The 25948-nt window shown below is 56.4% G+C and carries 20 protein-coding genes; 13 read left to right on the top strand and 7 right to left on the bottom strand.

The features are described from left to right. Positions 1–22 precede the first annotated feature (22 nt). Positions 23–2518 carry a fimbria/pilus outer membrane usher protein gene (locus ACSPX5_RS13015; protein ID WP_439821860.1) on the top strand — a complete coding sequence of 832 codons (2496 nt, stop codon included), beginning with the start codon at positions 23–25 and terminating at the stop codon, positions 2516–2518. Between the two features lie 98 nt (positions 2519–2616). Here ACSPX5_RS13015 and ACSPX5_RS13020 read toward each other — a convergent pair whose 3' ends face one another. The 3 genes from ACSPX5_RS13020 to ACSPX5_RS13030 all read right to left on the bottom strand — a co-directional run bounded on the left by ACSPX5_RS13020 (position 2617) and on the right by ACSPX5_RS13030 (position 8732). Continuing rightward, entirely contained in the window at positions 2617–6291 is a 3675-nt protein-coding gene (locus ACSPX5_RS13020; protein ID WP_439821861.1) for a translocation/assembly module TamB domain-containing protein, read from the bottom strand. Continuing rightward, entirely contained in the window at positions 6288–8015 is a 1728-nt protein-coding gene (locus tag ACSPX5_RS13025) for an autotransporter assembly complex protein TamA (RefSeq protein ID WP_169430974.1), read from the bottom strand. The genes ACSPX5_RS13020 and ACSPX5_RS13025 overlap by 4 nt, the downstream gene beginning before the upstream one ends. 66 nt (positions 8016–8081) lie before the next feature. Continuing rightward, a complete protein-coding gene (locus ACSPX5_RS13030; RefSeq protein ID WP_085712429.1) occupies positions 8082–8732 on the bottom strand; it encodes a GNAT family N-acetyltransferase in 651 nt (216 codons plus the stop codon). A 174-nt stretch (positions 8733–8906) separates the two neighbouring features. Here ACSPX5_RS13030 and xthA point away from each other — a divergent pair, with 174 nt between their 5' ends. Continuing rightward, positions 8907–9719 carry an exodeoxyribonuclease III gene (xthA, locus tag ACSPX5_RS13035; protein WP_169430976.1) on the top strand — a complete coding sequence of 271 codons (813 nt, stop codon included), beginning with the start codon at positions 8907–8909 and terminating at the stop codon, positions 9717–9719. A gap of 115 nt (positions 9720–9834) precedes the next feature. Further along, positions 9835–11169, top strand: coding sequence for a substrate-binding domain-containing protein (locus ACSPX5_RS13040; RefSeq protein ID WP_439821862.1), 1335 nt, complete (start codon positions 9835–9837; stop codon positions 11167–11169). Between the two features lie 152 nt (positions 11170–11321). On the opposite strand, the gene ACSPX5_RS13045 is transcribed toward ACSPX5_RS13040, so the two are convergent. Further along, positions 11322–12551, bottom strand: a complete 1230-nt coding sequence (locus tag ACSPX5_RS13045) for an acyl-CoA dehydrogenase (RefSeq protein ID WP_003223710.1) — start codon at positions 12549–12551, stop codon at positions 11322–11324. Between the two features lie 189 nt (positions 12552–12740). Here ACSPX5_RS13045 and ACSPX5_RS13050 point away from each other — a divergent pair, with 189 nt between their 5' ends. From ACSPX5_RS13050 to ACSPX5_RS13075, 6 genes are all read left to right on the top strand, one after another. Continuing rightward, positions 12741–13685: a LysR family transcriptional regulator gene (locus ACSPX5_RS13050; RefSeq protein WP_011334997.1), complete on the top strand. Its 945-nt coding sequence runs from the start codon at positions 12741–12743 to the stop codon at positions 13683–13685. Between the two features lie 55 nt (positions 13686–13740). Beyond that, complete coding sequence (locus ACSPX5_RS13055; protein ID WP_039767497.1) at positions 13741–14142, top strand: MerR family transcriptional regulator; 402 nt, start codon at positions 13741–13743, stop codon at positions 14140–14142. 143 nt (positions 14143–14285) lie between these two features. Further along, positions 14286–15185, top strand: a complete 900-nt coding sequence (locus ACSPX5_RS13060) for a hydroxymethylglutaryl-CoA lyase (protein ID WP_323160153.1) — start codon at positions 14286–14288, stop codon at positions 15183–15185. Between the two features lie 702 nt (positions 15186–15887). After that, entirely contained in the window at positions 15888–16511 is a 624-nt protein-coding gene (locus tag ACSPX5_RS13065; RefSeq protein ID WP_439821863.1) for a phage head morphogenesis protein, read from the top strand. Positions 16512–16598: 87 nt separating this feature from the next. Continuing rightward, positions 16599–17087 carry a phage virion morphogenesis protein gene (locus ACSPX5_RS13070; RefSeq protein WP_439821864.1) on the top strand — a complete coding sequence of 163 codons (489 nt, stop codon included), beginning with the start codon at positions 16599–16601 and terminating at the stop codon, positions 17085–17087. Positions 17088–17346: 259 nt separating this feature from the next. Then, a complete protein-coding gene (locus ACSPX5_RS13075; RefSeq protein ID WP_439821865.1) occupies positions 17347–19053 on the top strand; it encodes a reverse transcriptase domain-containing protein in 1707 nt (568 codons plus the stop codon). Positions 19054–19159: 106 nt separating this feature from the next. Here the strand turns inward: ACSPX5_RS13075 and ACSPX5_RS13080 are convergent, their stop codons facing one another. Continuing rightward, positions 19160–20197 (bottom strand): putative phage abortive infection protein, encoded by a 1038-nt coding sequence (locus tag ACSPX5_RS13080; protein ID WP_439821866.1) that lies wholly within the window; start codon positions 20195–20197, stop codon positions 19160–19162. 77 nt (positions 20198–20274) lie between these two features. Further along, positions 20275–21036 (bottom strand): hypothetical protein, encoded by a 762-nt coding sequence (locus ACSPX5_RS13085; RefSeq protein ID WP_439821867.1) that lies wholly within the window; start codon positions 21034–21036, stop codon positions 20275–20277. A 207-nt stretch (positions 21037–21243) separates the two neighbouring features. Between ACSPX5_RS13085 and ACSPX5_RS13090 the strand changes: the two genes are divergently transcribed. Continuing rightward, on the top strand, positions 21244–22443 hold the full coding sequence (locus ACSPX5_RS13090; protein ID WP_439821868.1) for an S-type pyocin domain-containing protein: 1200 nt from the start codon (positions 21244–21246) through the stop codon (positions 22441–22443). 10 nt (positions 22444–22453) lie between these two features. Continuing rightward, positions 22454–22807, top strand: a complete 354-nt coding sequence (locus ACSPX5_RS13095) for a DUF6572 domain-containing protein (RefSeq protein ID WP_439821869.1) — start codon at positions 22454–22456, stop codon at positions 22805–22807. A 186-nt stretch (positions 22808–22993) separates the two neighbouring features. Here ACSPX5_RS13095 and ACSPX5_RS13100 read toward each other — a convergent pair whose 3' ends face one another. Further along, entirely contained in the window at positions 22994–24424 is a 1431-nt protein-coding gene (locus ACSPX5_RS13100; protein WP_439821870.1) for a hypothetical protein, read from the bottom strand. Positions 24425–25087: 663 nt separating this feature from the next. On the opposite strand from ACSPX5_RS13100, the gene ACSPX5_RS13105 reads away from it, so the two are divergent. Then, positions 25088–25453 (top strand): DUF6124 family protein, encoded by a 366-nt coding sequence (locus ACSPX5_RS13105; protein ID WP_439821871.1) that lies wholly within the window; start codon positions 25088–25090, stop codon positions 25451–25453. A gap of 87 nt (positions 25454–25540) precedes the next feature. Next, the gene (locus ACSPX5_RS13110; protein WP_439821872.1) at positions 25541–25900 is read left to right on the top strand and encodes a DUF6124 family protein; all 360 of its coding nucleotides are present in this window, start codon (positions 25541–25543) and stop codon (positions 25898–25900) included. Positions 25901–25948 lie beyond the last annotated feature (48 nt).

Genomic DNA, 25948 nt, shown 5'->3' on the forward strand with positions numbered 1-25948 from the left:
GGAGGTGATATAGGGTTCCTGCATGTTTTTTCTCAAGCGCGATGGATTGGCGCCGTTTTCGGTTGCATTGATCGTCAGCACAACTTGCCTGGCCGACGGCGAGGAACAATTCAATACATCGTTTCTGCAAGGCGCTACGTCTGCCGTCGATCTGCAGACCCTGCTTGCCGGCAGCCAGGTGCTCCCCGGCACTTACCGGGTCGATCTGTATGGCAATGACATGTTGGTCGGCCGCCGCGATATCGATTTTCGTCGCCAGTCCGAGAGTCACAAGATCGAAGCCTGCCTGACGTCGGACATCCTCAAGCAACTGGGTGTGGATCTTGGAAAGCTGCAGGCCAGCGGCAAACTGGACAACGCTGCCGCCGACACTTGCCTTGATCTGCCCGGACTGATCGATCATGCCACCGTGCGCTATGACGTGCCGCGTCTGCGGTTGCTGGTCAGCGTGCCGCAAAGCGCAATGGAGCGTGGCCGCCGTGGTTATGTCGATCCCGCGCTGTGGGACGAAGGTGTACCGGCGGCATTCATCAATTATCAGGTGAGCAGCAACCGCAACAGTAGCGACGTCGATACTACGCTTGCCAACAACGTCGGCTTGCGCAACGGCATCAACCTCGGCGGCTGGCGCTTGCGCAACGAGTCCAACTTCAACAGCAGCACGGGCCGGCCGAGCACGTTCAAGAGCAATCGCAGCTATTTGCAACATGACGTCACCGCGCTCAAGGGTCAGTTCAGCGCCGGCGACATTTTCTCTGATGCCGACCTGTTCGACAGCGTGCGCTATCGCGGTGTGAAATTGGCCTCCGACGACGGCATGCGCGCCGATAGTGATCGCGGTTATGCACCCGTGATTCGTGGTATTGCGCAATCAAGTGCCACCATCGAGATCCGCCAGAACAATTACATTCTGTACACCGCCAACGTACCGCCCGGACCGTTCGAAATCAGCGACATCTACCCCAGCGGCTCCAACGGCGATCTGGAAATCACCGTTATTGAAGCCGACGGTCGCCGCCGGGTCACGGTGCAAGCGTTTTCCAGCCTGCCGATCATGGTTCGCGAAGGGCAACTCAAGTACAGCGTCTCGGCGGGCCGCTACAACAGCAACAGCGATGATCAGCAATCGCCGGAGTTCGTCAGCGGCACAATCGTTTACGGTGTCAGCAGCGATTTGTCGGCGAGCGCAGGCACGCAGGCCAGCGAAGATTTCCAGGCGTTTTCCGTTGGCGCCGGCCGTAACACGACGATCGGTGCGATCTCGCTGGACCTGACCCACTCCAGCAGCAGCACATTGGGTCAGACCGTCAAGGGCAACAGCCTGCGCGCGCTGTACGCCAAGACGTTCACCGGCACCGACACCAACTTCACCCTCGCCGCCTACCGCTATTCGACCGAGGGCTATCGAACCTTCAGCGAACACGTCGAAGAACTGAGCAGCGAGGGCGAGAAGCGCACCGGCAATTCGAAAACCCGCACAGACCTGACCATCAATCAGAGCCTGGGACGCAATCAGCAGTTCGGCAGCATCTACCTCAATGCCAGTGACCAGCGTTATTGGGGACGTGGCGGTTCACAAAGTCTGGCGGCCGGTTACAGCAACTATTGGGGCGACGTCAGCTATAACATCAGCGCGACCTATACCAAGGATGTCGGCAACTACGGCCCGGCGAACAACGACACCCTGTTCAACCTGTCACTGTCGTTCCCGCTGGGCTCGAAACCCCGTGCGCCACGCGCTTTTGTCTCGGCCAGCTCGCAGAAGAACACCAGCAGTACCCAGGTCGGCATCAATGGCTATATATCCGAAGACAGCGACACCTATTACTCCATACAAGGCGGCAACAGCCGCACCGGCGGCAACACTGGCTCAGCCAACATCAGCACGCGGACGTCAGTGATGGACATCAGCGCTGGCTACAGCCAGGGCCGCGGGTACAACTCACAGAACCTCAACATCGCCGGTTCGATTGTGGGTCACGCTGGCGGAATCAATCTGGGGCAAACCGTTGGTGAGACCTTTGCCCTGGCGCAGGTCGAGGGTGTACAGGGCGTGAAGATCGCAAGTTTCTCCGGGGCGAAAACTGCTGGCAACGGTTATGCGGTGGTGTCCAATGCGCAGCCGTATCGGGTCAACTGGATCAGCCTCGACACCCGCGATCTGGGCGCTGACCTGGAAATCGAAAACGCCACTCAGCAAGTTGTGCCGCGCCGGGGTGCAGTGGTGCTGGCACGCTATACGAGCAAGAGCGGACGTCGCGTGCAATTTTCCTTGTTTGACGCGCAACGCCAGCCAATTCCATTCGGTGCTGCGCTGGAAGACGCCGCCGGCAAACAACTGGCAATCTCCGACCCGAGCGGCAAGGCATTGGCACTGGTCGAAGATGACGCCGGTACCTTGACCATCAACTGGCAAGGCCAGCGCTGCGAAGCGCTGTATGCCCTGCCCGAACGTGACAAGGCGTTGAACTATGAACGTGCATCATTGGTGTGCCGCCCGCCCCAAACACAGGAGTGAGGCTGCTCGCAAAAGCTCGTCAACTGCACCATCGCTATTGACTGGAGTGTCGCCTTGTCAGCGGTTGAAGCGACGCGGTATCAGGTAAGGAATACACTCTAGAAATCCCGCTTGTAGAAGATATCCAGCGAACTGGCCACGCCGCTGGCGGCTTCCAGGTAGACCTTCTTGCTCAGCTTGTAGCGCAAGGCGATGGTGTTGGCCGGTTCGAATACGCCGACGCCGTAACGCAGGCTGAGCTTCTCGGAGATGTTGCCGCTGGCCACCACGCTGGTGGTGTTGCCGCTGCCCTGGGTGTCGAGCTGGAAGTCTTGAATCCCCAGATCCTTGGCCAGACCGCTGGTCACCCCGGAACTGCCCATCAACCCCAGACCAAGCGCTGCTTGCGCGAGCATGTTGTTGTCTTCGCCCGTGGTGCTCAGCGGACGCCCCAGCACCAGATAGGACAAGGCCTGTTCCTGGCTCATGGCCGGTTCCGAGAAGATCTGCGTGGTCGGCTGCTCGGCGCTGCCGCTCAGGCGGATACCGGCGATCACATCGTCGGTCTGGCGAATCGCTTCGATGTCCAGATACGGCTGATCCAGCGGCCCGGCGAACAGCAGACGCGCCCGGCGCACCGTCAGGCGTTGGCCGTAGGCGCGGTATTTGCCGTCGTTGAGCCACAGCTCGCCACGGGTGTCCATGTTGTCGCCGATGTGCACGTGACCTTGCAGGTTGGCGGTCAGGCCGAACCCGGCAAAGCTCAGTTTGTCCTCGCCGACCACCACGTCGATGTCCATTTTCATCGCCAGCGGCGGTTTGCCCTCTTCGGTCTGCGCGCCGACGATGATTGTGTCATCGGAGACTTTCACCGTCGATGGCGGCAGTTCGCGCACGGTGATTTCGCCTCTGGGCACCAACACCTTGCCGGCAATCGCCAGCTCATCGCCGGCCATGGAAATCTTCAGGTCCGGCGCCACTTCAAGCTTGGCGTAGGGTTCGACGGTGACCGGCAATTGCGTGCCCTTGAGCGCCAGATCCACCACTAGCGCCTGGCCCCAGGCAACATTGCCGCTGAGGCTGCCTTGCCCGGCCTTGCCGCTTTTCCAGCCGCCGTTCAGTTGCACGGTTTCCCCGGCGATCACTGCTTGCAGTTGCAGCGCCTGCAACTCCAGCGGCAGTTCCGGGCCGGACACTTCACCGTCACTGAGTTGCACGGTGCCGTTGACCAGCGGCGCGAGCAGTCCGCCGGAGATCGTGCCGCTGCCGTTCAGGTGCCCGGTGAGTTTCTCGACCATCGGCACGAACGGCCGTGCCACCGACAGATCCAACCCGCTGAGACGGAACGAGCCGTTCAGCGGTTTGTTCTTCGGCAACGGATTGAGCTGCGCCTGCACCATCAGTTCACCCAGTTTGCCGCCGACGAAATTGAGGTCGGTGTCGATGCGTTTCGGCGTGAGTTTGCTGGTGAGCTTGAGGGTCTGGTACGGGAAGTCCAGCCACTGATCCTTTTCCCTCATGCGCAAGGTGCCGCCGCTGGCGTCGATGCTGATCTGGCCGTTCGGGCCGCTGGCCGGCAGGTCCAGTTGCAGGTCGGCATTGAGCTTGCCCTGCCAGGCGAAATCCTTCGGCAGCCACTGTGCCAGGCTTTCGATCGGGAATTGCTTGAGGTGATAACGCAGCTTCGGCTCCGGCATCAACCGCTGGTCTTCGCCACACAGGCTGGCATTGCCGGACATCCAACAATGGGCGCCGAAGTTGATCTTGCCGTCGGCCAGTCGTTCGAGCTTGGCCGGGTTTTGCAGCTTCCAGTCCTGGCCGCCGGCCTGAATATCACCGCTGGCCAGGCGTCCGCGCCAGTTGCCCTTGTCCAGATTGCCGTCCAGGCCCAGCGCCAGTTTCAGCTTCGGCCCGAGCAGGTCGAGATTGAGTTTCTGGCTTTTGATATCGCCCTGGGCGCTGGCGGTCAGGGTGCCCAACGTCGTGTCACCAGCCTGGATGCCACTGCCCTTGAGGTCGATTTTCGCCCGTTGCGCGCTGTCGAGGGTGGCATCGAGGTTTAGGCTTTGCAGGCGATTGTCCTGGAACGCCAGTTGCGAACCTTGCAGGCCGAGCTTGCCCTGCGGCGCCTTCAACGTGCCGGCGACATCGACCCGCCCGTTGACCTGTCCGCGCAGCTGCGGCCAGAGTTGGGCCAGACGCGGCAGCTTGATGTCGATCTGCCCGGCGAGCTTCTGTTGCAGGCTGCCCTTGCCGTTGATGCTGTTGTCGCCGAGGCGGATTTGCAGGGCATTCAGATTCCACTGTTCGCCCGCGCCGTCGGCCTTGGCTTGCAGGATCGCCGGTTGCCCGCGCAGTTTGCCCTTCAGATCGAGGTCGGCGTTGAGGCTCAGGCGCTCGTTCTTCATTTCGCCTTTGCTCTTCAACGGGCCGGCCAGGGTGCCCGGCAACTCCGCGACCCAGTACGCCGGGTTGAGCGCCGACAGTTCCAGCGCAGTGTCCCAGGCGATGCCATCGGCGAACTGCACGTTCACATGGCCTTCGGCTTTACCCTGCCCGGCTTCGAGTTTCAGTTGCGGCAGGAAGATCTGCTTGAGATTGCCGCTGAACGGACTGCTCAGGCTGAACGCCCCCGCCGGCCCATCTGCGGCGGCGGCGAAGTTACCGATGTACTGACCGTCGGTGTAGGAGACTTCACCCGTGAAGGTACGCAACGTGACCTGCGGTTCGTCGATCTCCGGATAGAGCCGGTGCCACGGAAAATCCAGCCAGTTGATATTGGCCTGGGCACTGAGGCCTTTGCTCCAGTCGACATTGCCGGTCAGCTTGAGGCTTTGCTTGTCGTTGGCGGTCAGGTCGAGGCCGGCAATCTGTGCGCCCTTGGCGTCGACCTTGCCCTTGAGCAATAGCGCTACCGGGCCTTTATCCGCAGGCAACGTCGCGTTGCCGAGCAATTGGTAACCGTTTTTCAGGTCGCCTTCGCCGGTCAATACCAGTTGATTCAATTGCAGGGTGTCCGGCAGATCCGCGCTCGGTTTGAACGCTTCCGAGGTGATCCGCACCTTGGCCGGCAGGTTTTCCACCAGCGGTTGCAGCTCGCCGCTCAACTGGCCGTCGAGGTAGCCACGGCTGTCGGCGTGCAGGTTGAGGGTTTTCAGCAGGTCGCCGTCGATTTTCAGCGCCAGCGTCCAAGGTTCGGGAGCCGGCGACGGCAAGGTCAGATCACCGGCGATGTTCAGCGGCCAGTTGCCGGTCGGTTGTAGCAGGCCGGACAGATTCAGGCTCAAGTCATCGCGTTGCAGTTTCACGCTGTCGATCTGCATGCCCTTGGCGGTCCAGTGCGCCGCCAGTTGCAGGCCTTTGAGCTGTTCGCTGCCGTTGAACAGCAGGCTGCCGACTTGCACGTCGCCCAGCTCGATGGCCACCGGCAATTGCAGGTCCGGCAGTTTGATCGGACCGCTTTCGGTGGTTTCTTCACTGGGCGGGAACTGCAGGATGACTTGATCAGCCTTGAGCTGTTCGATGCACAGCGTCATGCGCGCCAGGCACAGCGGCGACCATTCGAAGATCGGCTTGCTCAACTCAACACGACTGCCGTCCTGCTGCCAAAGCAAATGATCGGCGCTCCATTGCCCGCCGAGGCGACCCTGGAAGTTGTCGACGCTCAATCCCGGCACCACCCCCAACACCCACCGGCTGCCAGCCTGCGTTCCGAGCACAGCGGTGATGCTCAACACCATCAGCAGCACCAACGACAACAGCACCAGCGCCGATATTTTCAAACCACGCTTCACAGCTCAGGCCCCATGGAAAAGTGCAGCCGGATGCCGCCGTCATCGTCCAGCGCATGGGCCAGGTCGAGGCGGATCGGCCCCACCGGCGAAACCCAGCGCACACCGATACCGACCCCGGTCTTGAGGTTCGGCAGTTCGAGTTTGTTGAAGGAGTTGCCCTGGTCTACGAAAGTCGCGACCCGCCATTTCTCGGCGATCGAGTATTGATACTCGACACTGCCGGCCACCATGTAGCGCCCACCGATGCGGTCGCCTTTGGAGTTCTCCGGGGACAGACTCTGATAGTCGTAACCGCGCACACTCTGGTCGCCACCGGCGAAGAAACGCAGCGATGGCGGCACCGAACTGTAACCGTTAGTGGCACTGCCACCGACCTGGACACGTCCGAGAAAGCGGTGATTGTCGAATACCGTGGTCAGGCCTTTGATCAGCGCGGTGCCATACAGCAAGTTGTTGTCCGAACCGAGGCCTTCTTTCGCCACCTTGCTTTCGAAGGTCAGGCGATAGCCGTTGTGCGGGTCGATACGATTGTCACTTTTCAGATAGGAGTAACTGATGCCGGGCATCAGCAAGGTACTCAGGCCCGAATCGTCACCGAGCTGGTATTCCTCACGCTGCCATTTCAGCGAAATGACCCGTTGCCAGCCGCTGGGCAACTTGCTGTGCCATTCCGGGCCGAAGGTCAGCAGTTTGCTCAGGGTGTCGGAGCCGTCGATGTCTTCGTACTGATAACCACCGGCCCAGCGCAACTTGTCGGTCAGTGGCGGATCCAGCGGAATGTCGTAGAACAGACCGACGTTCTGCCGTGGCGCCGACAGCTCGGCCTCCCAGCCATAACTATCGCCTTGCGGGTTGACCCAGTGACGGGTCCAGTTGGCCTTGATCCGCGGGCCGACGTCGGTGGAATAACCAAGGCCCAGGCCCATGGTGCGCGGCTTGCGGGTGTCGAGTTTGACGTCCACCGGGATCACGTCGTTTTTTGCAGCGGTCGGCGCGGCGTCGACCCGCACGCCTTCGAAATAGCCGCTCGATTGCAGGTCGCGGTTGAGTTCGGCGATCAGTTCGGAGTCGTAAGGCTCGCCCGGCTTGAACGGCACCATGCGCTGGAGCAGGTCTTCATCGAACGGCGTGTCGCCCTCGAAACTGACTTTGCCCAGCGCATAACGCGGGCCGCTTTCGTAGATCAGTTCTACGTCGGCGACCCCGGCGCGGGGATCGACCATCAATTTCTGACTGGTGAAACGACCGCTGAAGAAGCCGTAGCGCGACGCCTGGTTCTGAATCAGGCGCTTGGCGTCTTCGTAGCGCCCATGGTTGAGCACCGCGCCGGGCTTGAGCACGTCGCTCTTGGGGACTCGAAAGGATTTGAGGGAGGCCGCCGGGCCGTCGACGCGCACGGTCACGTTGCGCAGGCGAATCGGCTCGCCGGGATCGATCTTCAGCACCAGACGCGGTTTTTCACCGCCCTTCACTTCGCTGTCGATCTGCGGCTGGTAGTAGCCCAAAGCCTGGGCGGCCTTGCGCGCCTGCTCTTCGGCACCGCGACTGAAGCGCTGCAAGGCTTCTTCGTCACGATCGCCGAGGCTGCCGATATAGCCTTCTATATTGGCCTTGAGTTCATCGTTGGACGGTTTGACCCGCACATCCAATTCACTTTGCGCCAGCGCCGCGCAGCTGGTTAACAGCATGAGCACGCCACTGGTAAATCTTCCTGGAAACTTCATAGGCGCGGATGCTATCACGAGCTTGGGAGCGTGATAGAGCCTTGGGGTGCGCGGAAAGTTCGACCCTCAAGCCGTTGCAGTTTGTAACACCTGCGGGTTGGCGTGGAAAAACACGTGTTCACGCACCGGGCCGACGGCGACTTCACCGATTTCCTCGTAGCCCTGACGCTTGTAAAACTCCAGATATCTCGGGTTGCCGGTGTCGAGGATCACGCCCTGGGAGCTTTCGTCCACCGCGCACCAGTTATGTACCGCTTGCAGCAGCTGTTCGCCGAAGTGCTTGCCCTGAAATTGCGGATGCACGCCCAGCAGCGGCAGCATGTGCACCGAGTCGGTGGGCACGCAGGCTTCAACGGCGGCGTGATATTCCAGATAGCGCCGGGTGCAGCGAAAACCGGTGCTCAACACCATGCGCAAACGCCAGGCCCAACTCTCGGTGACACCCAGTCGTCGTTGCGGCGGTGCGATCAAGGCAATGCCGATCAAGCGATCGTTGACCAGCAGGCCGATGGCCGGCAGATCCTGCAGAAAATGCTGTTTAACCAGTTCCCGCACCGTGGCGCGCACGCGTTGTTCGTACCCCGGACGTTCGGCCTCGAACAGGTAAGCGAAAGTCGGTTCGTGACGATAGGCCTGATACAGCAAGGAGCGCGCTTCACGGGAATAGCCGCGGTCGAGCATGTGGATGTCGGCGATGGCGGTCGAGGTTTCAGGCATGACGGTGATTCTCCCTGGACGGAACTCAACAGGCCCCATTCTTGTTATACGAGCCTTGGGCTGAAGGGATCGTTCCCACACCCGAAAGACATTAGCAGCGCATATGGACTACCGCCACGCTGGCCCAGATCCTACATGTCAGCTAGCATCGCCCTTTTGCCAGGACTGCCGACCATGAAGATCGTTTCCTTCAACATCAACGGACTGCGGGCTCGCCCGCATCAGCTGGCGGCGCTGATCGAAAAGCATCAGCCGGACGTCATCGGCCTGCAGGAAACCAAAGTCCACGACGACCAGTTCCCGCTGGAAGACGTACGGGCCCTGGGTTATCACGTGTATTTCCACGGTCAGAAAGGTCATTACGGCGTTGCCCTGCTCTCGCGCCAGGAGCCGATTGCCGTGCACAAGGGCTTTGCCACCGATGAAGAAGACGCGCAGCGGCGCTTTATCTGGGGCACATTCGCCGACGCCAACGGCGTGCCGGTGACGATCATGAACGGCTATTTCCCACAGGGCGAAAGCCGCGACCACCCGACCAAATTCCCGGCCAAGCAGCGCTTCTACAGCGATTTGCAGGCGTTGCTGGAAAGCCAGTTCCACAATCAACAGCCACTGGTGGTGATGGGCGACGTCAACATCTCCCCGGAAGACAGCGACATCGGCATCGGCCCGGACAACATGAAGCGCTGGCTGAAAACCGGTAAATGCAGCTTCCTGCCGGAAGAACGCGAGTGGATGGCCCGCCTGAAAAACTGGGGCCTGACCGACAGCTTCCGTCACCTGAACCCGGACGTGACGGACATGTTCAGCTGGTTCGACTACCGCAGCCGCGGGTTTGAAGACGAGCCGAAGCGCGGTCTGCGCATCGATGTGATTCTGGCGTCCCATGGCTTGCTGCCACGGGTGAAAGCGGCCGGCGTTGACTATGAATTGCGCGGGATGGAAAAGCCTTCGGATCATGCGCCGATCTGGCTGGAATTGAGCTGACCCGCTTGAAGCAGAAGATCACGGCCGGCGGTTGTGATCTTCTGCCCTGTCATCTTTCAGCAACCTCACTGACTTAATCTCCCCGGCAATCCCCTTGGCTGCAATCGGTGCCGGCATGACCCTGCGTGTTCTGTTCGTCTTTCTCCTGAGCGGCTGGCTGCAGGTTTCGGCCGCGGCGTTACCCATTCCCGAGAACGGCCCGGCCTTGCGCATCCAGGGTTCCAACACCATTGGTGCGGCGCTGGGTCCGGCATTGGTGGAAGGCTTGCTGCAAGATCAGGGGCTGTTGAAAATCCACAGCGAAACCCCGGACACCGCCAACGAACAACGGGTCGTCGGCCTCACGGCTCAAGGTAAGCGGGTCGTGGTGGAAATCGCCGCCCATGGTTCCAGCACCGGTTTCACCGCTCTCAAAAGCAAAAGCGCCGATCTGGCCGCCTCCTCCCGTCCGATCAAGGACAGCGAACTCGCCAGCCTGCTACCTCTCGGTGACCTGAAAAGCCCTGGCGCCGAGCAAGTCATCGCCATCGATGGCCTGGCGATCATCCTCCATCCCGACAATCCGCTGAATCAACTGAACACAGAACAACTGGCGCGAATCTTCAGCGGCGAGGCGAAGACGTGGGAAGACGTCGGCGGCAAGGGTGGGACGATTCATTTATATGCGCGGGATGATCAGTCCGGCACCTATGACACCTTCAAGGAACTTGTCCTCAGCCGTCATGGGAAAACCCTGAACAGCTCGGCGAAACGTTTCGAATCGAGCGAGCAATTGTCCGATGCCGTGAGCGCCGATCCACAAGGCATTGGCTTTATCGGCCTGCCCTATGTGCGCCAGGCCAAAGCCGTGGCGATTGTCGACGGGCAATCCCAGGCCATGCTGCCACTGGCCAGCCTGATCGCCACCGAAGACTATCCACTGTCTCGGCGCTTGTTTTTCTATTTGCCGCCCGACAATCAGAATCCGTGGGCGCAAGCTCTGGTGAACTTTGCGCAAAGCCGCCAGGGCCAGGCGATTGTCGCGGCCAACGGTTTTATCGCCCAGACCGTGCACGCCATCTCGGTCGCGCCCAATGCGCTGATGCCCGAGGGTTATCAATCCCTCAGCCGGCACGCCCAGCGTCTGACCGTGAACTTCCGCTTCGAAGAAGGCAGCGCCAGCCTCGACAACAAGGCCCGGCAGGATCTGGCCCGGGTGTTCGACTATATAAAGCACCACGACAAGACCGACCGCGCGGTAACGCTGGTGGGATTCGGCGACGCCAAGGACGACCCGGCCCGGGCGGATTTGCTGTCGAAGCTGCGGGCGATGGCGGTACGCCGGGAGTTGGTGAAAAACGGCGTGGTGTTGCGCGAAGTGCGCGGGTTTGGCGCGCTGATGCCGGTGGCGACCAACAGCGGGGATGAAGGCAGGATCAAGAATCGGCGGGTTGAGGTTTGGGTTTATTGAATCTGATGTTGATGCGTTGCAGGCACTGACGCCTTCGCGGGCAAGCCCGCTCCCACAGGTTTTTCTGGTGTTCACGACAATGCGTTCACCGGAGATCCCTGTGGGAGCGGGCTTGGCCCGGGCGGCGCTCCGACGATAGAAGCGCCGCGGTCTTAATGACCGCTACGCAGCATTTCCTTCGGCACGTACTTGCCGATCTCGAACTTGCCGATCGCCGCGCGGTGCACTTCGTCCGGGCCGTCGGCCAGGCGCAGGGTGCGTTGCATGGCGTACATGTAGGCCAGCGGAAAATCGTTCGACACCCCGGCCCCGCCATGAATCTGGATCGCCCGGTCGATCACCCGCAACGCGACGTTCGGTGCGACGACCTTGATCTGCGCGATTTCGCTTTTGGCGACCTTGTTACCCACGGTGTCCATCATGTACGCCGCTTTCAGGGTCAGCAGGCGCGCCATGTCGATCTCCATCCGCGAGTCGGCGATCTTGTCGACGTTACCGCCCAGGCGCGCCAGCGGTTTGCCGAACGCGGTACGGCTTACCGAACGTTTGCACATCAGTTCCAGTGCACGCTCGGCCATGCCGATCGAACGCATGCAGTGGTGAATCCGGCCCGGGCCAAGGCGACCTTGAGCGATTTCGAAGCCGCGTCCTTCACCGAGCAGGACGTTTTCGTACGGCACTCGCACATTGTCGAACAGCACTTCGGCGTGGCCGTGAGGTGCGTCGTCGTAACCGAACACCGGCAGCGGGCGGACGATCTTCACGCCGGGGGTGTCGACCGGCACCAGGATCATCGAGTGCTGGGCGTGGCGCGGAGCGTCGGGGTTGCTCAGACCCATGAAGATCAGGATCTTGCAGCGCGGATCGCAGGCGCCAGAGGTCCACCATTTCTTGCCATTGATGACCCACTCGTCGCCATCGCGCACGGCACGGGCGGCCATGTTGGTGGCGTCGGAGGACGCGACGTCAGGTTCGGTCATGGCAAACGCCGAGCGGATCTCGCCGCGCAACAGCGGTTCGAGCCAGCGCTGCTTCTGTTCTTCGTTGGCGTAACGCACCAGCACTTCCATGTTGCCGGTGTCCGGCGCCGAGCAGTTGAACGGCTCGGGACCGAGCAGCGAACGGCCCATGATTTCTGCCAATGGCGCGTATTCGAGGTTGGTCAGGCCGGCGCCGAGCTCCGACTCAGGCAGAAACAAATTCCACAGCCCTTCAGCTTTCGCCTTGGCCTTGAGCTCTTCCATGATTGCGGTCGGCTGCCAGCGGTCGCCCTCGGCAACCTGCCGTTCGAACACGGCTTCGGCCGGGTAAACGTAAGTGTCCATGAACGCGGTCACGCGCTCACGCAGTTCTTGCACCTTGGGCGAATAAGCGAAATCCATGAGCAATTACCTTTTTTCGGCAGGTTGTTTAAGTCATGCAATCGATGCTAGAACAGCGTTGATAATTTACCTAGCCTATTCTCGGCGTGTATAAACATTCATCACCGATATATGATTGGTTGATTTTCCTGGCCGCCCTGACCCGCGCCATCCACCTATGACAAGCCCCTATAACAAGAGAGCCGCGTAATGAATCTGAGCAAGGTCGACCTCAACCTTTTCATCGTCTTCGACGCGATCTACACCGAAGCCAACCTGACCCGCGCCGGGCAGATTGTCGGCATTACCCAGCCTGCGGTGTCCAACGCATTGGCGCGGTTGCGCGAGACCTTCAACGACCCGCTCTTCGTACGCACCGCCCAGGGCATGGTGCCGACGCCCATGGCACAGAACATCATCGGCCCGGTGCGCAACGCGCTGTCGCTGCTGCGGGTGTCGGTTCAGGAAAGTCGCATTTTCAACCCTTCGCAAGCGGTCAAGACTTACCGCATCAGCATGACTGACCTGACCGAAGCAGTGATTCTGCCGCCGCTGTTCCAGCGCCTGCGTCGGCTGGCACCGACGGTGATCATCGAGAGTTTCCTGTCCAAACGCCGGGAAACCACCAAGGAACTGGCTGCCGGGCGCCTCGATTTCGCGGTGGATGCGCCGCTCAACACCGACCCGCAGGTGCGTCACGTCAAGCTGATGGAAGACCGTTACGTCTGCGCGATGCGCAAGGGTCATCCGCTGGCGACCAAGGAAAAATTCACCCTCGACGATTACCTGTCGCTGACCCACATTCATATTTCCAGCCGTCGCAGTGGCCTGGGCCATGTCGATCTGGCGCTGGGCAAAATGGGCATCCAGCGCAAGATCGCCCTGCGTTCGCAGCACTATCTGATGGCGTCCCAGGTGTTGCAGCAGACCGACATGGTGATGACCGTGCCGGAGCGTTTCGCCCGTCGCCATGATCTGCATGCGTTCAATCTGCCGGTCAACGATGTGCCGCCGGTGGAAACCCATTTGTACTGGCACGAAAGCACCGATCAGGACCCGGCCAACCGCTGGATGCGCGAGCAGATGATCGAGTTGTGCCAGCAAGTGACAGCGCACGAGAAGAAGCTCGACAAGCTGCAGGCGCCCGCCACTTGACGTAAACGTCAACCTGCCATTAGCTTAGCGCCAAGACCCTTCTTCGAGCGCTTTCATGAGCAGCCAGACCTACAGCATTTCCGACCTCGCCCGCGAGCTGGACATCACCACCCGGGCGATCCGCTTCTATGAAGAACAAGGCCTGCTCAGCCCCGAGCGCCGAGGCCAGGAACGCATCTATTCGCCGCGCGACAAGGTCAGCCTGAAGCTGATCCTGCGGGGCAAGCGCATCGGTTTTTCCCTGGCCGAGTGCCGCGAGCTGATCGAGCTCTACGACCCCTCCAGCGGTAACACCAAACAACTCAACAGCATGCTGGCGAAAATCAGCGAACGCCGGGCACAGCTTGAACAGCAACTGCTGGACATCGAACAGATGAAGCTGGAACTCGACACCGCCGAAGAACGCTGCGTGCAGGCGCTGGAGCAGACGCTCAAGAGTCAGCAAGTCGCGCAGTAACAGCCACAATTCATCTCCTGTGGGAGCGGGCTTGCCCGCGAATGCGGTGTTTCAGAATCAGATTTGTCGGCTGACACTCCGCCTTCGCGAGCAAGCCCGCTCCCACAAGGGTTCCGCAGGAATTCAAACAGCAGGTCAACGCCATGTCCCTCCCCTCCCAAGTACGCCTGATCGAAGTCGGCCCGCGTGACGGCCTGCAGAACGAAGCCCAGCCCATCAGCGTCGCCGACAAGGTGCAACTGGTCGACGCGCTGAGCGCCGCCGGCCTTGGCTATATAGAAGTCGGCAGTTTCGTCTCGCCCAAGTGGGTGCCGCAGATGGCCGGTTCCGCCGAGGTGTTCGCGCAAATCCAGCGCAAGCCCGGCGTCACCTACGGCGCGCTGGCGCCGAACCTGCGCGGCTTTGAAGATGCGCTGGCCGCCGGGGTCAAGGAAGTCGCGGTGTTTGCCGCTGCGTCCGAGGCGTTCTCGCAGCGCAACATCAATTGCTCGATCAGCGAAAGCCTGGCGCGGTTCACGCCGATCATGGAGTCGGCGAAACAGCATGGCGTTACCGTGCGCGGTTACGTGTCCTGCGTGCTCGGCTGTCCTTATGAAGGCGAGGTCGCCCCGGAGCAAGTGGCCATGGTCGCCCGCGAGCTGTACGCGATGGGCTGCTACGAAGTATCGCTGGGTGACACCATCGGTACCGGCACCGCGGGCGCGACCCGCCGGCTGTTCGAAGTGGTCTCGAAACAGGTGCCACGCGAGAAACTCGCCGGCCACTTCCACGACACCTACGGCCAGGCCATGGCCAACATCTATGCAAGCCTGCTGGAAGGCATCGCGGTGTTCGACAGCTCGATCGCCGGCCTCGGCGGCTGCCCGTACGCCAAAGGCGCCAGCGGTAACGTCGCCACCGAAGACGTGGTGTACCTGCTCAACGGCCTGGGCATCGAGACCGGCATCGACCTCGACGCCTTGATTGCCGCCGGCCAGCAGATCAGTGCGGTGCTGGGTCGCCCGACTGGTTCGCGCGTGGCCAAGGCCCGTAGCGCGCAGTGAGGGGATGGTGTTACCGCCGAGTGCGAAACGTGGGCGCAAGCGAGTAACACGGAAACAAATTGTCTGGTTTAGCCTGAAGGAAAAATCCTTCAAAAATCTCAACCCATTGATTTACAAGGGTTTTGAAAAGTTGGCACGGCTTCTGCTATCTCTATGGCATAACAAGAATAAAAAGCAGCAAACCAATAAAAATAAGACGTACCGACTCTGACATAACAAAAACAACACGGCAGAGACGCAGCTAACAGATTTTTTTGGAGAAGGTGTGCTTTTCAGGGTGTTCCTCGGAATGACCCGCAACCGGGCAGAGAACAATAAAACTACCTTCAGGTAGCTCCCGAATCGGTTGGATCGCTAGACGAGAAAGCAGATCAGCGCTCAAAAAAATACGTTTGCTCTTGACCCCGGATGGGGGTCGCCAAAAACAGCGGTAAAGGGCCACGGTTGCCAAAAACAACAACAGACCGACCCTCAATAATAAAAAAGAGCACGCGACGACAAAATTAAAGGGGAGCTTCGGCTCCCCTTTGTGCTGTCTGGCTGTTCACTACTGATCTAAACCATACCCCCAAAAGCGATATAGTCCCGACCCAACCCGTAAACTCCACCGACCTCAAAGCCATCTTCGGCCTCCAGCCCGACAACGCCATCGCCTACCTCAAAGCCAGGGCTACGCACGCCATCATCTGGCACTGGCAAGACATGCTCGACCAGGCCCACGACCAAGCCTTCACCATCGCCAAAGCCATGCACCTGGACCTGCTGTCCGACATCCGTTCCGCCCTCGAAACAGCCCTGCAACAAGGCCACACCCTCAAACAATTCACCGACAACCTCCAACCGACCCTGCAAGCCCAAGGCTGGTGGGGCAAACCCATCATCGTCGACAGCCAAGGCGCCGCCCAACCCGTCCAACTCGGCAGCCCACGCCGCCTCAAAACCATCTACCAAACCAACCTGCAAAGCGCCTACATGGCCGGCCGCAAAACCGCCATGCAACAAACCACCCACACCCACCCGTACTGGATGCTCATCGCCATCCTCGACAGCAAAACCCGCCCCAGCCACCGCGCACTCCACGGCCAGATCTACCGCCACGACGATCCCATCTGGCAAACCATCTACCCACCCAACGGCTACAACTGCCGCTGCCGCGTCATCGCCCTGACCGAAGCCGCCGTCAAACGCCGTGGCCTAACCGTCCAAACCAGCCAAGGCCAACCCATCACATTTCAACCCGATCCCGGCTTCAACCACGCCCCAGGCACAGGCCTGACCCAAGCCCTACAACAAAAACAAACCATCACCCAAAACCACACCCATTGACCCACCCCAAATCCCTGTGGGAGCTGGCTTGCCAGCGATAGCGGCCCACCAGCCCCAAAAAATTCCTGACCGGAACAAAAACCCAAAATGCTTACCATCGAAATAAACCACCAACACCTACAGCAAACCCTCAGCCAAATAGAATCCGCCGTCGGCGACCTACAACCCCTGATGCAATCCATCGCCACCGAACTCGCCAGCCAGACCGAAGAAAACTTCGAACAGGAAGGCCGCCCCCAATGGCCAGAACTCTCCGACGTCACCACCGAAAACCGAGCCAAACACGGCCACTGGCCGGGCCAGATGTTGCAGGTCAGCGCTGCTGGTTTGGCGGCTTCGATAACCACGCACGCAACCGACAGTTCGGCCATGGTTCGCAGCAACAAAACGTATGCGGCGATGATGCAATTTGGTGGGGAACAGTCGGATTTTCCGCAGCTGTGGGGGGACATACCGGCACGGCCATACTTACCGATGAATGCCGAAGGCAATCTGCAACCTGAAGCTGAAGCTGAAGCTGAAGAGGCAATTTTAGAGCTAGCAATCAACCACTTAGAGAAAGTGGTTCGTCCTTAACGAATGCGGCATATTTGATACTGGAACAGCAATAGTGTACTGCCCTTATTCCCCGCATTTTGCGCCGTATAGCCATTGAAAGCATGCTGTCACATCGCTACCATAAGCGCTGGGGCTCAGGACCCGCATTTCTGAGATGCATACGTCTCAGCTTGTAGTGCTTTTACCTTTGACGCTCACGCGTCGCGCCGCCGAGAAGTTCTCGCGGTTGTTGGGGTCCTGAGTTACCCTCCAAATTCCGTAGGAGCATGAACCTGCAATGGATGCGTTTTTTCCTTTTGATCCCTCGCCAAAATATAAGATTTCAAATAACAATGAGTTAGCAGCATTGCTCGGTATCTCAACGGCTAAATTGACCTATTACGCATATCACCTAGCCGACAATGAAAAATATATAGCCTTTAAGATCAAAAAGCGTGCTGGGGGAGAACGATTAATTGAAGCCCCAAACAAAGGGCTTAAGGACATCCAAAAAAATATTGCAGTCTTCCTAGAGCAAAGTTACAAGCCGCGAGCGTGCGTATTTGCTTATATCCAAGGTAGAGGGATTGTCGAACATGCTGCAACCCACATTGGACAGCGCTGGCTGTTACGTCTAGATCTAAAAGATTTTTTCCACTCAATAAGTTTAGCACGAGTATCAGGCGTACTTCGTCGTGCGCCTTACAATTTTGCAGAGTCGCCAGCCAACACTGCTGCTCGATTATGTACGTTAGGTAGACGATTACCTCAAGGCTCTCCTGCCAGCCCAACAATCAGCAATATTCTTTGCAGAGGATTGGATTACAAACTAAAAGAACTGGCAGCCTCAAATAAGTGCTATTACACACGCTACGCTGATGATATATTTATCTCCAATAATGGAAGTTCATTTCCGGCATCCATTGCTGTTCGGAGTGAGGATGGATCGGCAGAGCTCAGCGATACTATTAAAAAAATTATTACTGATGCTGGATTTAGTATTAATCTTGATAAAACCATACTACGCAAAAGATCAGAGAGACAGATCGTCACGGGCGTTGTCGTTAATCGAATATCTAACGTCCCGAAAGATTTTATTAAATCGATTCGCGCAGCCCTTTACGCATGGGAAAAGCACGGGCTTGAAGCCGCGGAAGAATATTGGAAACGCTCCATAGCTAAAACCAATCGATTTGATGGCGAATCACCTCAGATGAAGTTCGTTTTACGTGGAAAGGTAACCCATGTCGGTCACGTCAAGGGGTATTCAGATGGTACATTTTTAACTCTTGCGAAACGTCTACAGGCGCTAGATAGCGACTACCGCATAGATGAGCAGAAAATTTTACGAAATATCACCGGTGAGATACATATCTACACTGAAGGTGTTACCGATACGAAACACTTTCAAACAGCCCTGCGTGCATTACAACGTCGCGGTGAATTCGTGGGACTAAACTTAACATTTAGGAACTCGAGAAAGCCTGGGAGTTCGGGCCTTAAATTGCTATGCGAAAATTTGAGTGAGACACTACAAAGACACTTAACTATATGCATTTTTGACAGGGACGAGAGACAGATTATAAACGAAATGGGCGGCTCCCCTGGCAACTATAGAGACCACGCAAACAACGTATTTAGTCTAATCATACCCACGCCTGAATTCAGAGACCCGAGCGATCTTATATGTATTGAGCACTTATACCAAGATGCACAAATTTACATAACGGACAACCAAGGCAGACGATTATACTCCAGGGAAGAGTTTGACTCTTTAGGCTGCCACAAAAGTGAACCTAGTTTGTTTTGCAGAACAACCAAGCAATCACTAATATATGACGACCAGGTTATTAACTTGCAAGAAAAGAAAAACGTTGCATTACCTAAGAACAAGTTTGCAGACTATATCGCCGCTGGAGCACCACCTTTTAGCAATATCGACTTCGAAGGATTTCGCGGCACTTTCGCGCAAATAGTAGAAATTGCGTCTTCATATACTCGATAGAAAACCAAAAAGCGTCCCAGCTTGTAATTTTAACTATTATTTTTCCTAGAACAACTAAGGCGATCAGAGCGGCACGCTTTCGCTCTGATCGTTATGGGGCAGAGGGTTAATATTTGCGATAGCTGTTTTTCCTGATGAATGAAGTGCCTCTCGTAACTTTATCAACTCTCATCTTCATCAGTACATCAATATCTACATGCTCTAAACCGACGAATGCCATGTCATTAAATTTTGAAGACATGTATTCTGCCCAATCGTCAAAGTAGTCCTTCCCTAATGGTTTTAGAAGAGAGTACTTTTCAACATAGTATTTTAAATCCGCACCGACGGCACTGAGGCAATTTATTTGTAATAATGCCATTTCCGACTCGCTTAGCTGCGCTCGTACAATGTTTGCGTAATTCCTTTTTCGAATATAGTCCGTGTAAAACCTCCTCTTGCTTAAGTTATTGACATTCTCATTTTTATCTTCTACCAACATGTCGACGCTCGTGTCAATCATCTTCATAATCCAATACAGATTTCGAAAATAGTGACCAATAGAACCTTTCCAGTTACCAATGTACCTCTCAATTTCGGACTGCATCTCATTTTTTGTTGCAATTGCGGCATATAAAGCATAGCAGTCAGCATCCTTAAATCTCTTAACCATCGCATCTATTGCATCACGCCCTGAGATCCCCTGACCTAATACTCCTGAATATTTGATGTCTCCCAGTATTTTTGCGTGCACATCCAACATTCCGAAAAGAGTCGACTCAAACATCTGTCGTGAATACACCGCTGTTTGTTGCCGTTGTTCTTGCGTTGCCGTTTTTGCTTCCTGCTGAGCTGCCTTCATTTCTGCTCGTTGTAATGACATTGTCTTTAATACCGCCATCAACGCCAGAAAGCTTAGCAACGGATTCAGGAATCCACCCGCAAAGTCCCCGAGCTGCCCCCAATAACTTGCCGTGCCAGAGTTTGCGACTGCGACTTCTGGAATATCGACACCTAAGAAGAAATGAAGATATAAAGCGCCGAAGACCCCAAAGCAAGCGGTTACGGCCAATAGTGATACGCCTACATAAAATATATGCGTGCGAATATACTTTTTTAGCAGAATTACAGGATGATTTAAGGGGAAGTAGCGCTCAAGCCACATAATTACTTTTCCTTACTCAGCTCAAACAATCAAAATATTTGAGGCCCGAATGCGAACGCTCTTCATTAAAAACCACTTCAGCAGATTTCCGCCTCAATGACGTAATAAGGCACCAGGGCATGTAGCAGATTCGAATTTTCATCCAGCTTTGAAACAGTTGCTTCCTGTATGAATGTGCGGTTAACAAGCTTTAATTTCGCACCAGCGGCAAACACAACTTCTTTTTCGTGCTTCATTTCGCCCTCACATCCAAACACGTATGCATGACATCTTGCGCTCGCAGTTCTTAATACAATTAAATCAACGCGTTCCAAGTCGTAGGCTTTTCCTTTGAATTCAGCATTTCTAAGCGCTATCTGAGGACAGAAGCTAGTGGAGAGTGGGCGATCAGTTACGAATTCGTCAGCGCCGGACGGCCACCCACCACCGTGAAATAAAAACTGACCATCATCAAAAATAGCACCGTGCTCTTGAATTTCTTTATTAACCTTAATAGCGTCGTAGTACGGATAATGGGTTTGATAACGAGCGAGACTTTGCGGCGTTTTGTCTGGCATGAGACTACGAACGAATTCCATAGCCGAACTGCCATCTAAAGCATCATCAATGAAACTCTCTAGCGCGTTATCGGATCTAACTTCCGCCATATGAGTTGCTGCCGAGAATGCTGAATATATGGTTTTTTCTAGCTCATTATTGATTTCAAATATGAAGTGCTTATATTTTTCATAGTGAGATAGTCGCTCAGCTTCACTTAGCTGTCTCCGAGACCAGACCTCATACGGAGGATCAAATACATCTACAATAGGTAGTCTTTTAATTATTAACTCGTTACGCATCAGTTTCCTGTCCTTGGCTATCTAAATCGATAGTGGCTCTTTGCCTTACCTCTCATCACTATAGCAGCCCATCACACGCCTGAGGTCAGGTGCGTTCGTCGCTCAGATTAATTTACGTCGACTAAGGCTAAATGCCATCTGTTGCCACTCAAATCCATGGCTGTCACCCTGCACCCTGTTCAACGGACCAGGACAAGGAATCAAGGATTGAGTGGCTACGTCCCCAACCCACCCAAGGGTTACCGCAACGCCGGCGTCGAACCCGTCGACATCAACGCCCAGCACTGGGCACAGTACAAAGACCTCCCGCCAGCACCAGACGCAAAGCCCGAAACCATGGGCTGCGTCTTTGCCAAAAGCTGCAACCTGCCCGACGGCGAAATCAACCACACCAACCCAGCAGGGTTCGTACCCGTCGAAAAACTTGCTGACTACGGCCTATGGGCCGTGCTCGGCACGGCGGCAGCAGTCACCGCCGAAGGTACGCCACTGCAACTGGTCGGCGGTTCCACAACCGGCAGCACCATCACTCAGCGGTTGGGCGGCTCACTTGCACTCAATCTGCTAGAGGGCGCTGGTACGTTAGCCGCCGGCGCAGTAGTAGGCACCGTCGCACTGCTAATACCCAACACCAGCATCGCCCCCGACAGCGCGTTCTACAAAAACGATCAATACGCCACGCTCGACAGCGGCCGCACCCGCGTACGCGTCAACGTAAAAACACTGCCCGATGGCTCCGTCAACGCATACGGCTTCTACACCGGCGGCAAAAAGGACTGGGAAAATGTCCCTGTCATCAAAGCGGAAAAAGACGGAGAGAAATTCGTTGCCGACATAGGCAACGGCATAGGCCTCACCTGGACACCAGCGACAAGCCCAGACGGCGTACTGGGTATTCCAGCACTAGAAGGTGCGCCCCAGCTGCCACCCGTATGGGTATACCCGCCGACAGCACAGTCGGACACACTCCTGGCCAACCCCGCGCATCCCCCAGAGTTCCAGGACGCAATCATCTGGTTCCCCGATGACGCAGGCCTAGAGCCCATCTACATCGTGCTCAGCACGCAGCTAGAGAAGAACAAACAAAAGGGAAAGGCGTTTGAAGAAGCGTCCTTCGAAGAGTTCAGCAAGACCAAACCTGAAGCCGCCCGTGAGGTCACAGTCAAAACCGACAGCGGAGTCCGTACCCGGATTGATATGATGGGCCGCGATGCCGAAGGCAATATTTCATGCGTTGAGTGCAAATCTTCAGAAACAGCGCCACTCACCCGCAACCAAAAACTCGGCTTTCCAGAAATTGAAAAGTCCGGCGCGACCGTCGTCGGCAAAGGCAAACCCGGCTTCACCGGAGGCACCAGAATCCCACCCACCAGAGTCGACATCATTCGACCTGACCCGACCCTCTGAGGGAGCAGACATGTCCATCACCGAAACAAAAATCGTCGACATCATCGCGGTACCCGAGTGGGAACCCGACAACGTCGTACTCGTCATCACCGATCACCTGGAATGGGGCGACAAAGCCCAACAAGGCGAGCACCTGTTGTTGCTTCAAGAAAAGATCAACACCTACATCGCCTTCATTGAGAGCGGCGAACTGCTGGAAAGCTACCCCCCAGCCAAAGGTAAAAATCCCAAAATTCGCATTAATGGTCTGTACCAATTGCCCGAGCAGGGCGAGACCTTCATTGATCGCGTAACCGAGGTACTCGAGGGCGTGGGCATTGGTATGGAGTTTGTACTCAAAGACGACTTAGCAGTTCGCCACTAATTGTCGGGATTAGGTTGAACTACGCTAGGCCGTTAATGGCCTAGCGCTTCCTCCGAACTTCAAAATTCGATCATCTGGTTCCAGACAACGTGGGCCTTGATCCAATTTCGCCTTCAGCAAGCAATCAGAGAAAATTTCGATGGCGGCGTGGCGTCCGAGACCTACATGTGTACGCTATCTCCGGGCTTACCACACCTCATCGCTTATGGCGTAGCCCAAAACCTTAAGAGACGCCTCATCCTGAATAACTCTACCCACCGTGTACAGACCCTGACCGCCACTCAGCAGCATTTCCATTCGATCTTGATCAAGCTCTCCACTAAAGAAGTCGTCAGTCAATTTTTCAATGAGAGCTGCGCTCGATATGGCTAAAAGCGTTCTTCCATAGTCAGACAAGCCATCAAATGAGCTAGGTTCTAGCTCACTATTTTCACTGTAATAGTGCAGTATTTTCGTAATGTCCTTATTTTTCGAGTTCGCCATGGCTTGGCTAAAATTGCGTCGAAAGTGCTTAATCAGCTTCAATATCCAGCCTGACTCGCTAGAGACCAACCGCTCAAAAAATGAATTTGCAGTCTCTCGGTCCGTTGGTTTAGCCCGTTCGAGTTCCTGAAGCCATTTGGTGGCAAGACTTTCTCGTTGAAAATCCTGAATGTTACGCATCAAACCGTCTACCGAAGCTTTCGCCTCACCATTTTTAATCGCAGCGGCGAGGTATTCCGTCAGATTTTCGGGTCTCGGACTGTAGCCAACAGCTTTATCGTATTCAGTTTTTTGCATATCCAGCGGGGGATGTTTCACAAGTGGATCAATGTCGAAAACAACCGACCGGCTTGACCCGGCTTCAGCTACCCCAAGGTAGACCCCGTAATGGAATGCTCCGAACAGCGAAATCCTAGCGTAGATGACGTTGTCATCTGCGTTATGCCCAACAATGATCCTATGATTAAACCGTTTGCTCTCAGAATCATGTCCGCCGTCGGAGGGGCTCAACCAGCAGGCAAAGTCTTTTCCAGAATTGTTAAGAGTGTATTCTTTAAGCGGTGCCAGCTCGGGCAGGCGGGCCAAATCTGGAAAAGCTTGAGCTAGAAATGTTTGCGCAATATAGGCGATTGCCCTTAGCCCAGTATCGCTTCCACCCAAATCCAGCCGTCCCTCGAGAGTGCCAGGATAATAAATCCCCGGAGTACCTTTGCTCTTAACGTGAACGTCCAGACCTTTCTCTCGCAAGGCAGCTACGTAGGTGTCTAGTTGCTGCAGAGAATTTGCTGCGATTTCGATTGCACTATCACCCTCAGGATTCAACGTGACAGAAGTTATTCGGGGCTCAGCAAAAGCAGTGGACGTGTTATTCAGCCACATTTCTGTCTTCGTAACAGGATCAATCAGTAAGACAGGTTTCACTTCTCCAGTCGTTTTTTGGTGATCCCCCACCACTCCGATCTGCGAATTGAAGAAACGCATTTGGTTGACGATGATATTTGCCAGCTCTGAATACTCTCCATTGTGAGTATCACAATAAATTCCTTTATTGGTACGACGCCCTCCTAGCGCAGCCGGGAACACGTGCTCACGGGAATTGGCGGCTACGCCGCAGATAATGCAACTTCTTTCCATGAAAATTACCTTTTAAAAAACGCCATTGATCAAAACGTGAGGCGCAATTGTATGGCGCGAAAATGGGTCAGGTAGGGACCTATGGATCAAGCCATTAGTGTTCCAAGCAGGACTACCTTGGCGACCAATGCCAAGCTATTCACGATGAACCCCAAAAACCACGTTGACACACAGCCACCAACGACGACCTTCCAGTGAGCACTCAATTGGCATGTGCTTGAGGTCAAACCGCAGTATCCAGCCATCCACATGCACCCGGCAAATTCATCAAAAACTCGGAGAGTTCATGGCTTTCGACGTGTGCAAAAACGACGTGGGATTGGCGTTTAATTTACACCAACTGTTACGCCATAAAGGCTACAACACCTTGCGTCGTTGCCTACGCGTACGCCAGAATCCGCCGGCTTGTGCGCTTAGACCTCGGACTTTATCGTTTGCCTGCCACTGCCCATCAGTGGTCGGGTTTAGTAGCCCGTATGGTCTTAGTAAGTGCATGAGCCCCATTCAGTCAGGTACGTCTAGTCCTGCACTTGATGGTGGTTGTGCGCAGGGCGCTCTCGAGCGCGCCGGTCTTGCTAATTCCTCCGGTCTACTAACCTGCGCGCAGCCGCCACCCTTCTTTTAGTAGAGAACGGTCGCGGCCCTATTTCAGGAATTAGATATATGTTCAAGATTACGCCTAACCCTCCGGATGCAGATCCGATCCCCTACGACGCCGCACTCGAAGCCGAAAACATAAAAACGGCAACCGAGCGGGCGATCAATCATTACCTCGATCCTGGGGCGCAGAAGACGTCCAAGCCATCGCGCAAGCCCGGCAGGATTTATCTGGTCAATCCAACGGTGGATGACGAGACGCTGCTGGTCGAAGCGTGCGAAACGCTGTCGTCGGCCAGTGACATGGCCCGAGACATCGGCAACACCGTCGATCCGTCGCAGCGCAAGGCGATGCAGATACTGCAGCAGGTCATCATGCTGAGTGAGCTGCTGGTCAATCGTGTGCTGGATAACCATCACGTTTCGCGGTAGTTGCCGCCTCGGTGAGGGGCTTGCCCCTCACTGCCTGGCAGCCGTCTATAAAAGTCCTCAAGCGACTCTTTTCCGGAGTTCCAGCTGATGTCCAAGACCGTCATTCCACCGTTAGAAGATCCGGTGTCACCGTACGAATTTCCCGATTCAAGAAAGCTCCACGACGCCGCCGAACGCGCCCTCGACTATTACCTGACCCCCGCAGCCCAAATCATGGCCACGCCTTACACCCCAAACGACATGTTCATGGTCAACCCGCAAACCGACACGGAGTCCTTGTTGGCCAACGCCTGCGAATCCCTCGCGTCAGCCACGGTCATGCTCGGTGATTTTGCCGGCCTGCTGGAAGGGCCGAACCGCAAGACCCTGTTGGGCATTGCGCAAGTCGTGATGTTGGGGGAGTTGGCGGTGAATCAGGCGTTGGAAAATCTAGAAGTAAAGCAATAAGCGCTGCTTTCGAAGCCAGGGTGCGCGCCCTGGCTTCGAAGGCTCTGA

The sequence above is a fragment of the Pseudomonas sp. HLG18 genome (assembly GCF_051903985.1).
In the GTDB taxonomy this organism is placed as follows: domain Bacteria; phylum Pseudomonadota; class Gammaproteobacteria; order Pseudomonadales; family Pseudomonadaceae; genus Aquipseudomonas; species Aquipseudomonas fluorescens_BT.

Bases quoted from the DNA above. Each gene is read 5' to 3' on its own strand.
- ACSPX5_RS13015 (WP_439821860.1), top strand. From the start codon at position 23: ATGTTTTTTCTCAAGCGCGATGGATTGGCGCCGTTTTCGGTTGCATTG.
- ACSPX5_RS13025 (WP_169430974.1), bottom strand. From the start codon at position 8,015: ATGAAGTTTCCAGGAAGATTTACCAGTGGCGTGCTCATGCTGTTAACC.
- ACSPX5_RS13030 (WP_085712429.1), bottom strand. From the start codon at position 8,732: ATGCCTGAAACCTCGACCGCCATCGCCGACATCCACATGCTCGACCGC.
- xthA (WP_169430976.1), top strand. From the start codon at position 8,907: ATGAAGATCGTTTCCTTCAACATCAACGGACTGCGGGCTCGCCCGCAT.
- ACSPX5_RS13040 (WP_439821862.1), top strand. From the start codon at position 9,835: ATGACCCTGCGTGTTCTGTTCGTCTTTCTCCTGAGCGGCTGGCTGCAG.
- ACSPX5_RS13045 (WP_003223710.1), bottom strand. From the start codon at position 12,551: ATGGATTTCGCTTATTCGCCCAAGGTGCAAGAACTGCGTGAGCGCGTG.
- ACSPX5_RS13050 (WP_011334997.1), top strand. From the start codon at position 12,741: ATGAATCTGAGCAAGGTCGACCTCAACCTTTTCATCGTCTTCGACGCG.
- ACSPX5_RS13055 (WP_039767497.1), top strand. From the start codon at position 13,741: ATGAGCAGCCAGACCTACAGCATTTCCGACCTCGCCCGCGAGCTGGAC.
- ACSPX5_RS13060 (WP_323160153.1), top strand. From the start codon at position 14,286: ATGTCCCTCCCCTCCCAAGTACGCCTGATCGAAGTCGGCCCGCGTGAC.
- ACSPX5_RS13065 (WP_439821863.1), top strand. From the start codon at position 15,888: ATGCTCGACCAGGCCCACGACCAAGCCTTCACCATCGCCAAAGCCATG.
- ACSPX5_RS13070 (WP_439821864.1), top strand. From the start codon at position 16,599: ATGCTTACCATCGAAATAAACCACCAACACCTACAGCAAACCCTCAGC.
- ACSPX5_RS13075 (WP_439821865.1), top strand. From the start codon at position 17,347: ATGGATGCGTTTTTTCCTTTTGATCCCTCGCCAAAATATAAGATTTCA.
- ACSPX5_RS13080 (WP_439821866.1), bottom strand. From the start codon at position 20,197: ATGTGGCTTGAGCGCTACTTCCCCTTAAATCATCCTGTAATTCTGCTA.
- ACSPX5_RS13085 (WP_439821867.1), bottom strand. From the start codon at position 21,036: ATGCGTAACGAGTTAATAATTAAAAGACTACCTATTGTAGATGTATTT.
- ACSPX5_RS13095 (WP_439821869.1), top strand. From the start codon at position 22,454: ATGTCCATCACCGAAACAAAAATCGTCGACATCATCGCGGTACCCGAG.
- ACSPX5_RS13100 (WP_439821870.1), bottom strand. From the start codon at position 24,424: ATGGAAAGAAGTTGCATTATCTGCGGCGTAGCCGCCAATTCCCGTGAG.
- ACSPX5_RS13105 (WP_439821871.1), top strand. From the start codon at position 25,088: ATGTTCAAGATTACGCCTAACCCTCCGGATGCAGATCCGATCCCCTAC.
- ACSPX5_RS13110 (WP_439821872.1), top strand. From the start codon at position 25,541: ATGTCCAAGACCGTCATTCCACCGTTAGAAGATCCGGTGTCACCGTAC.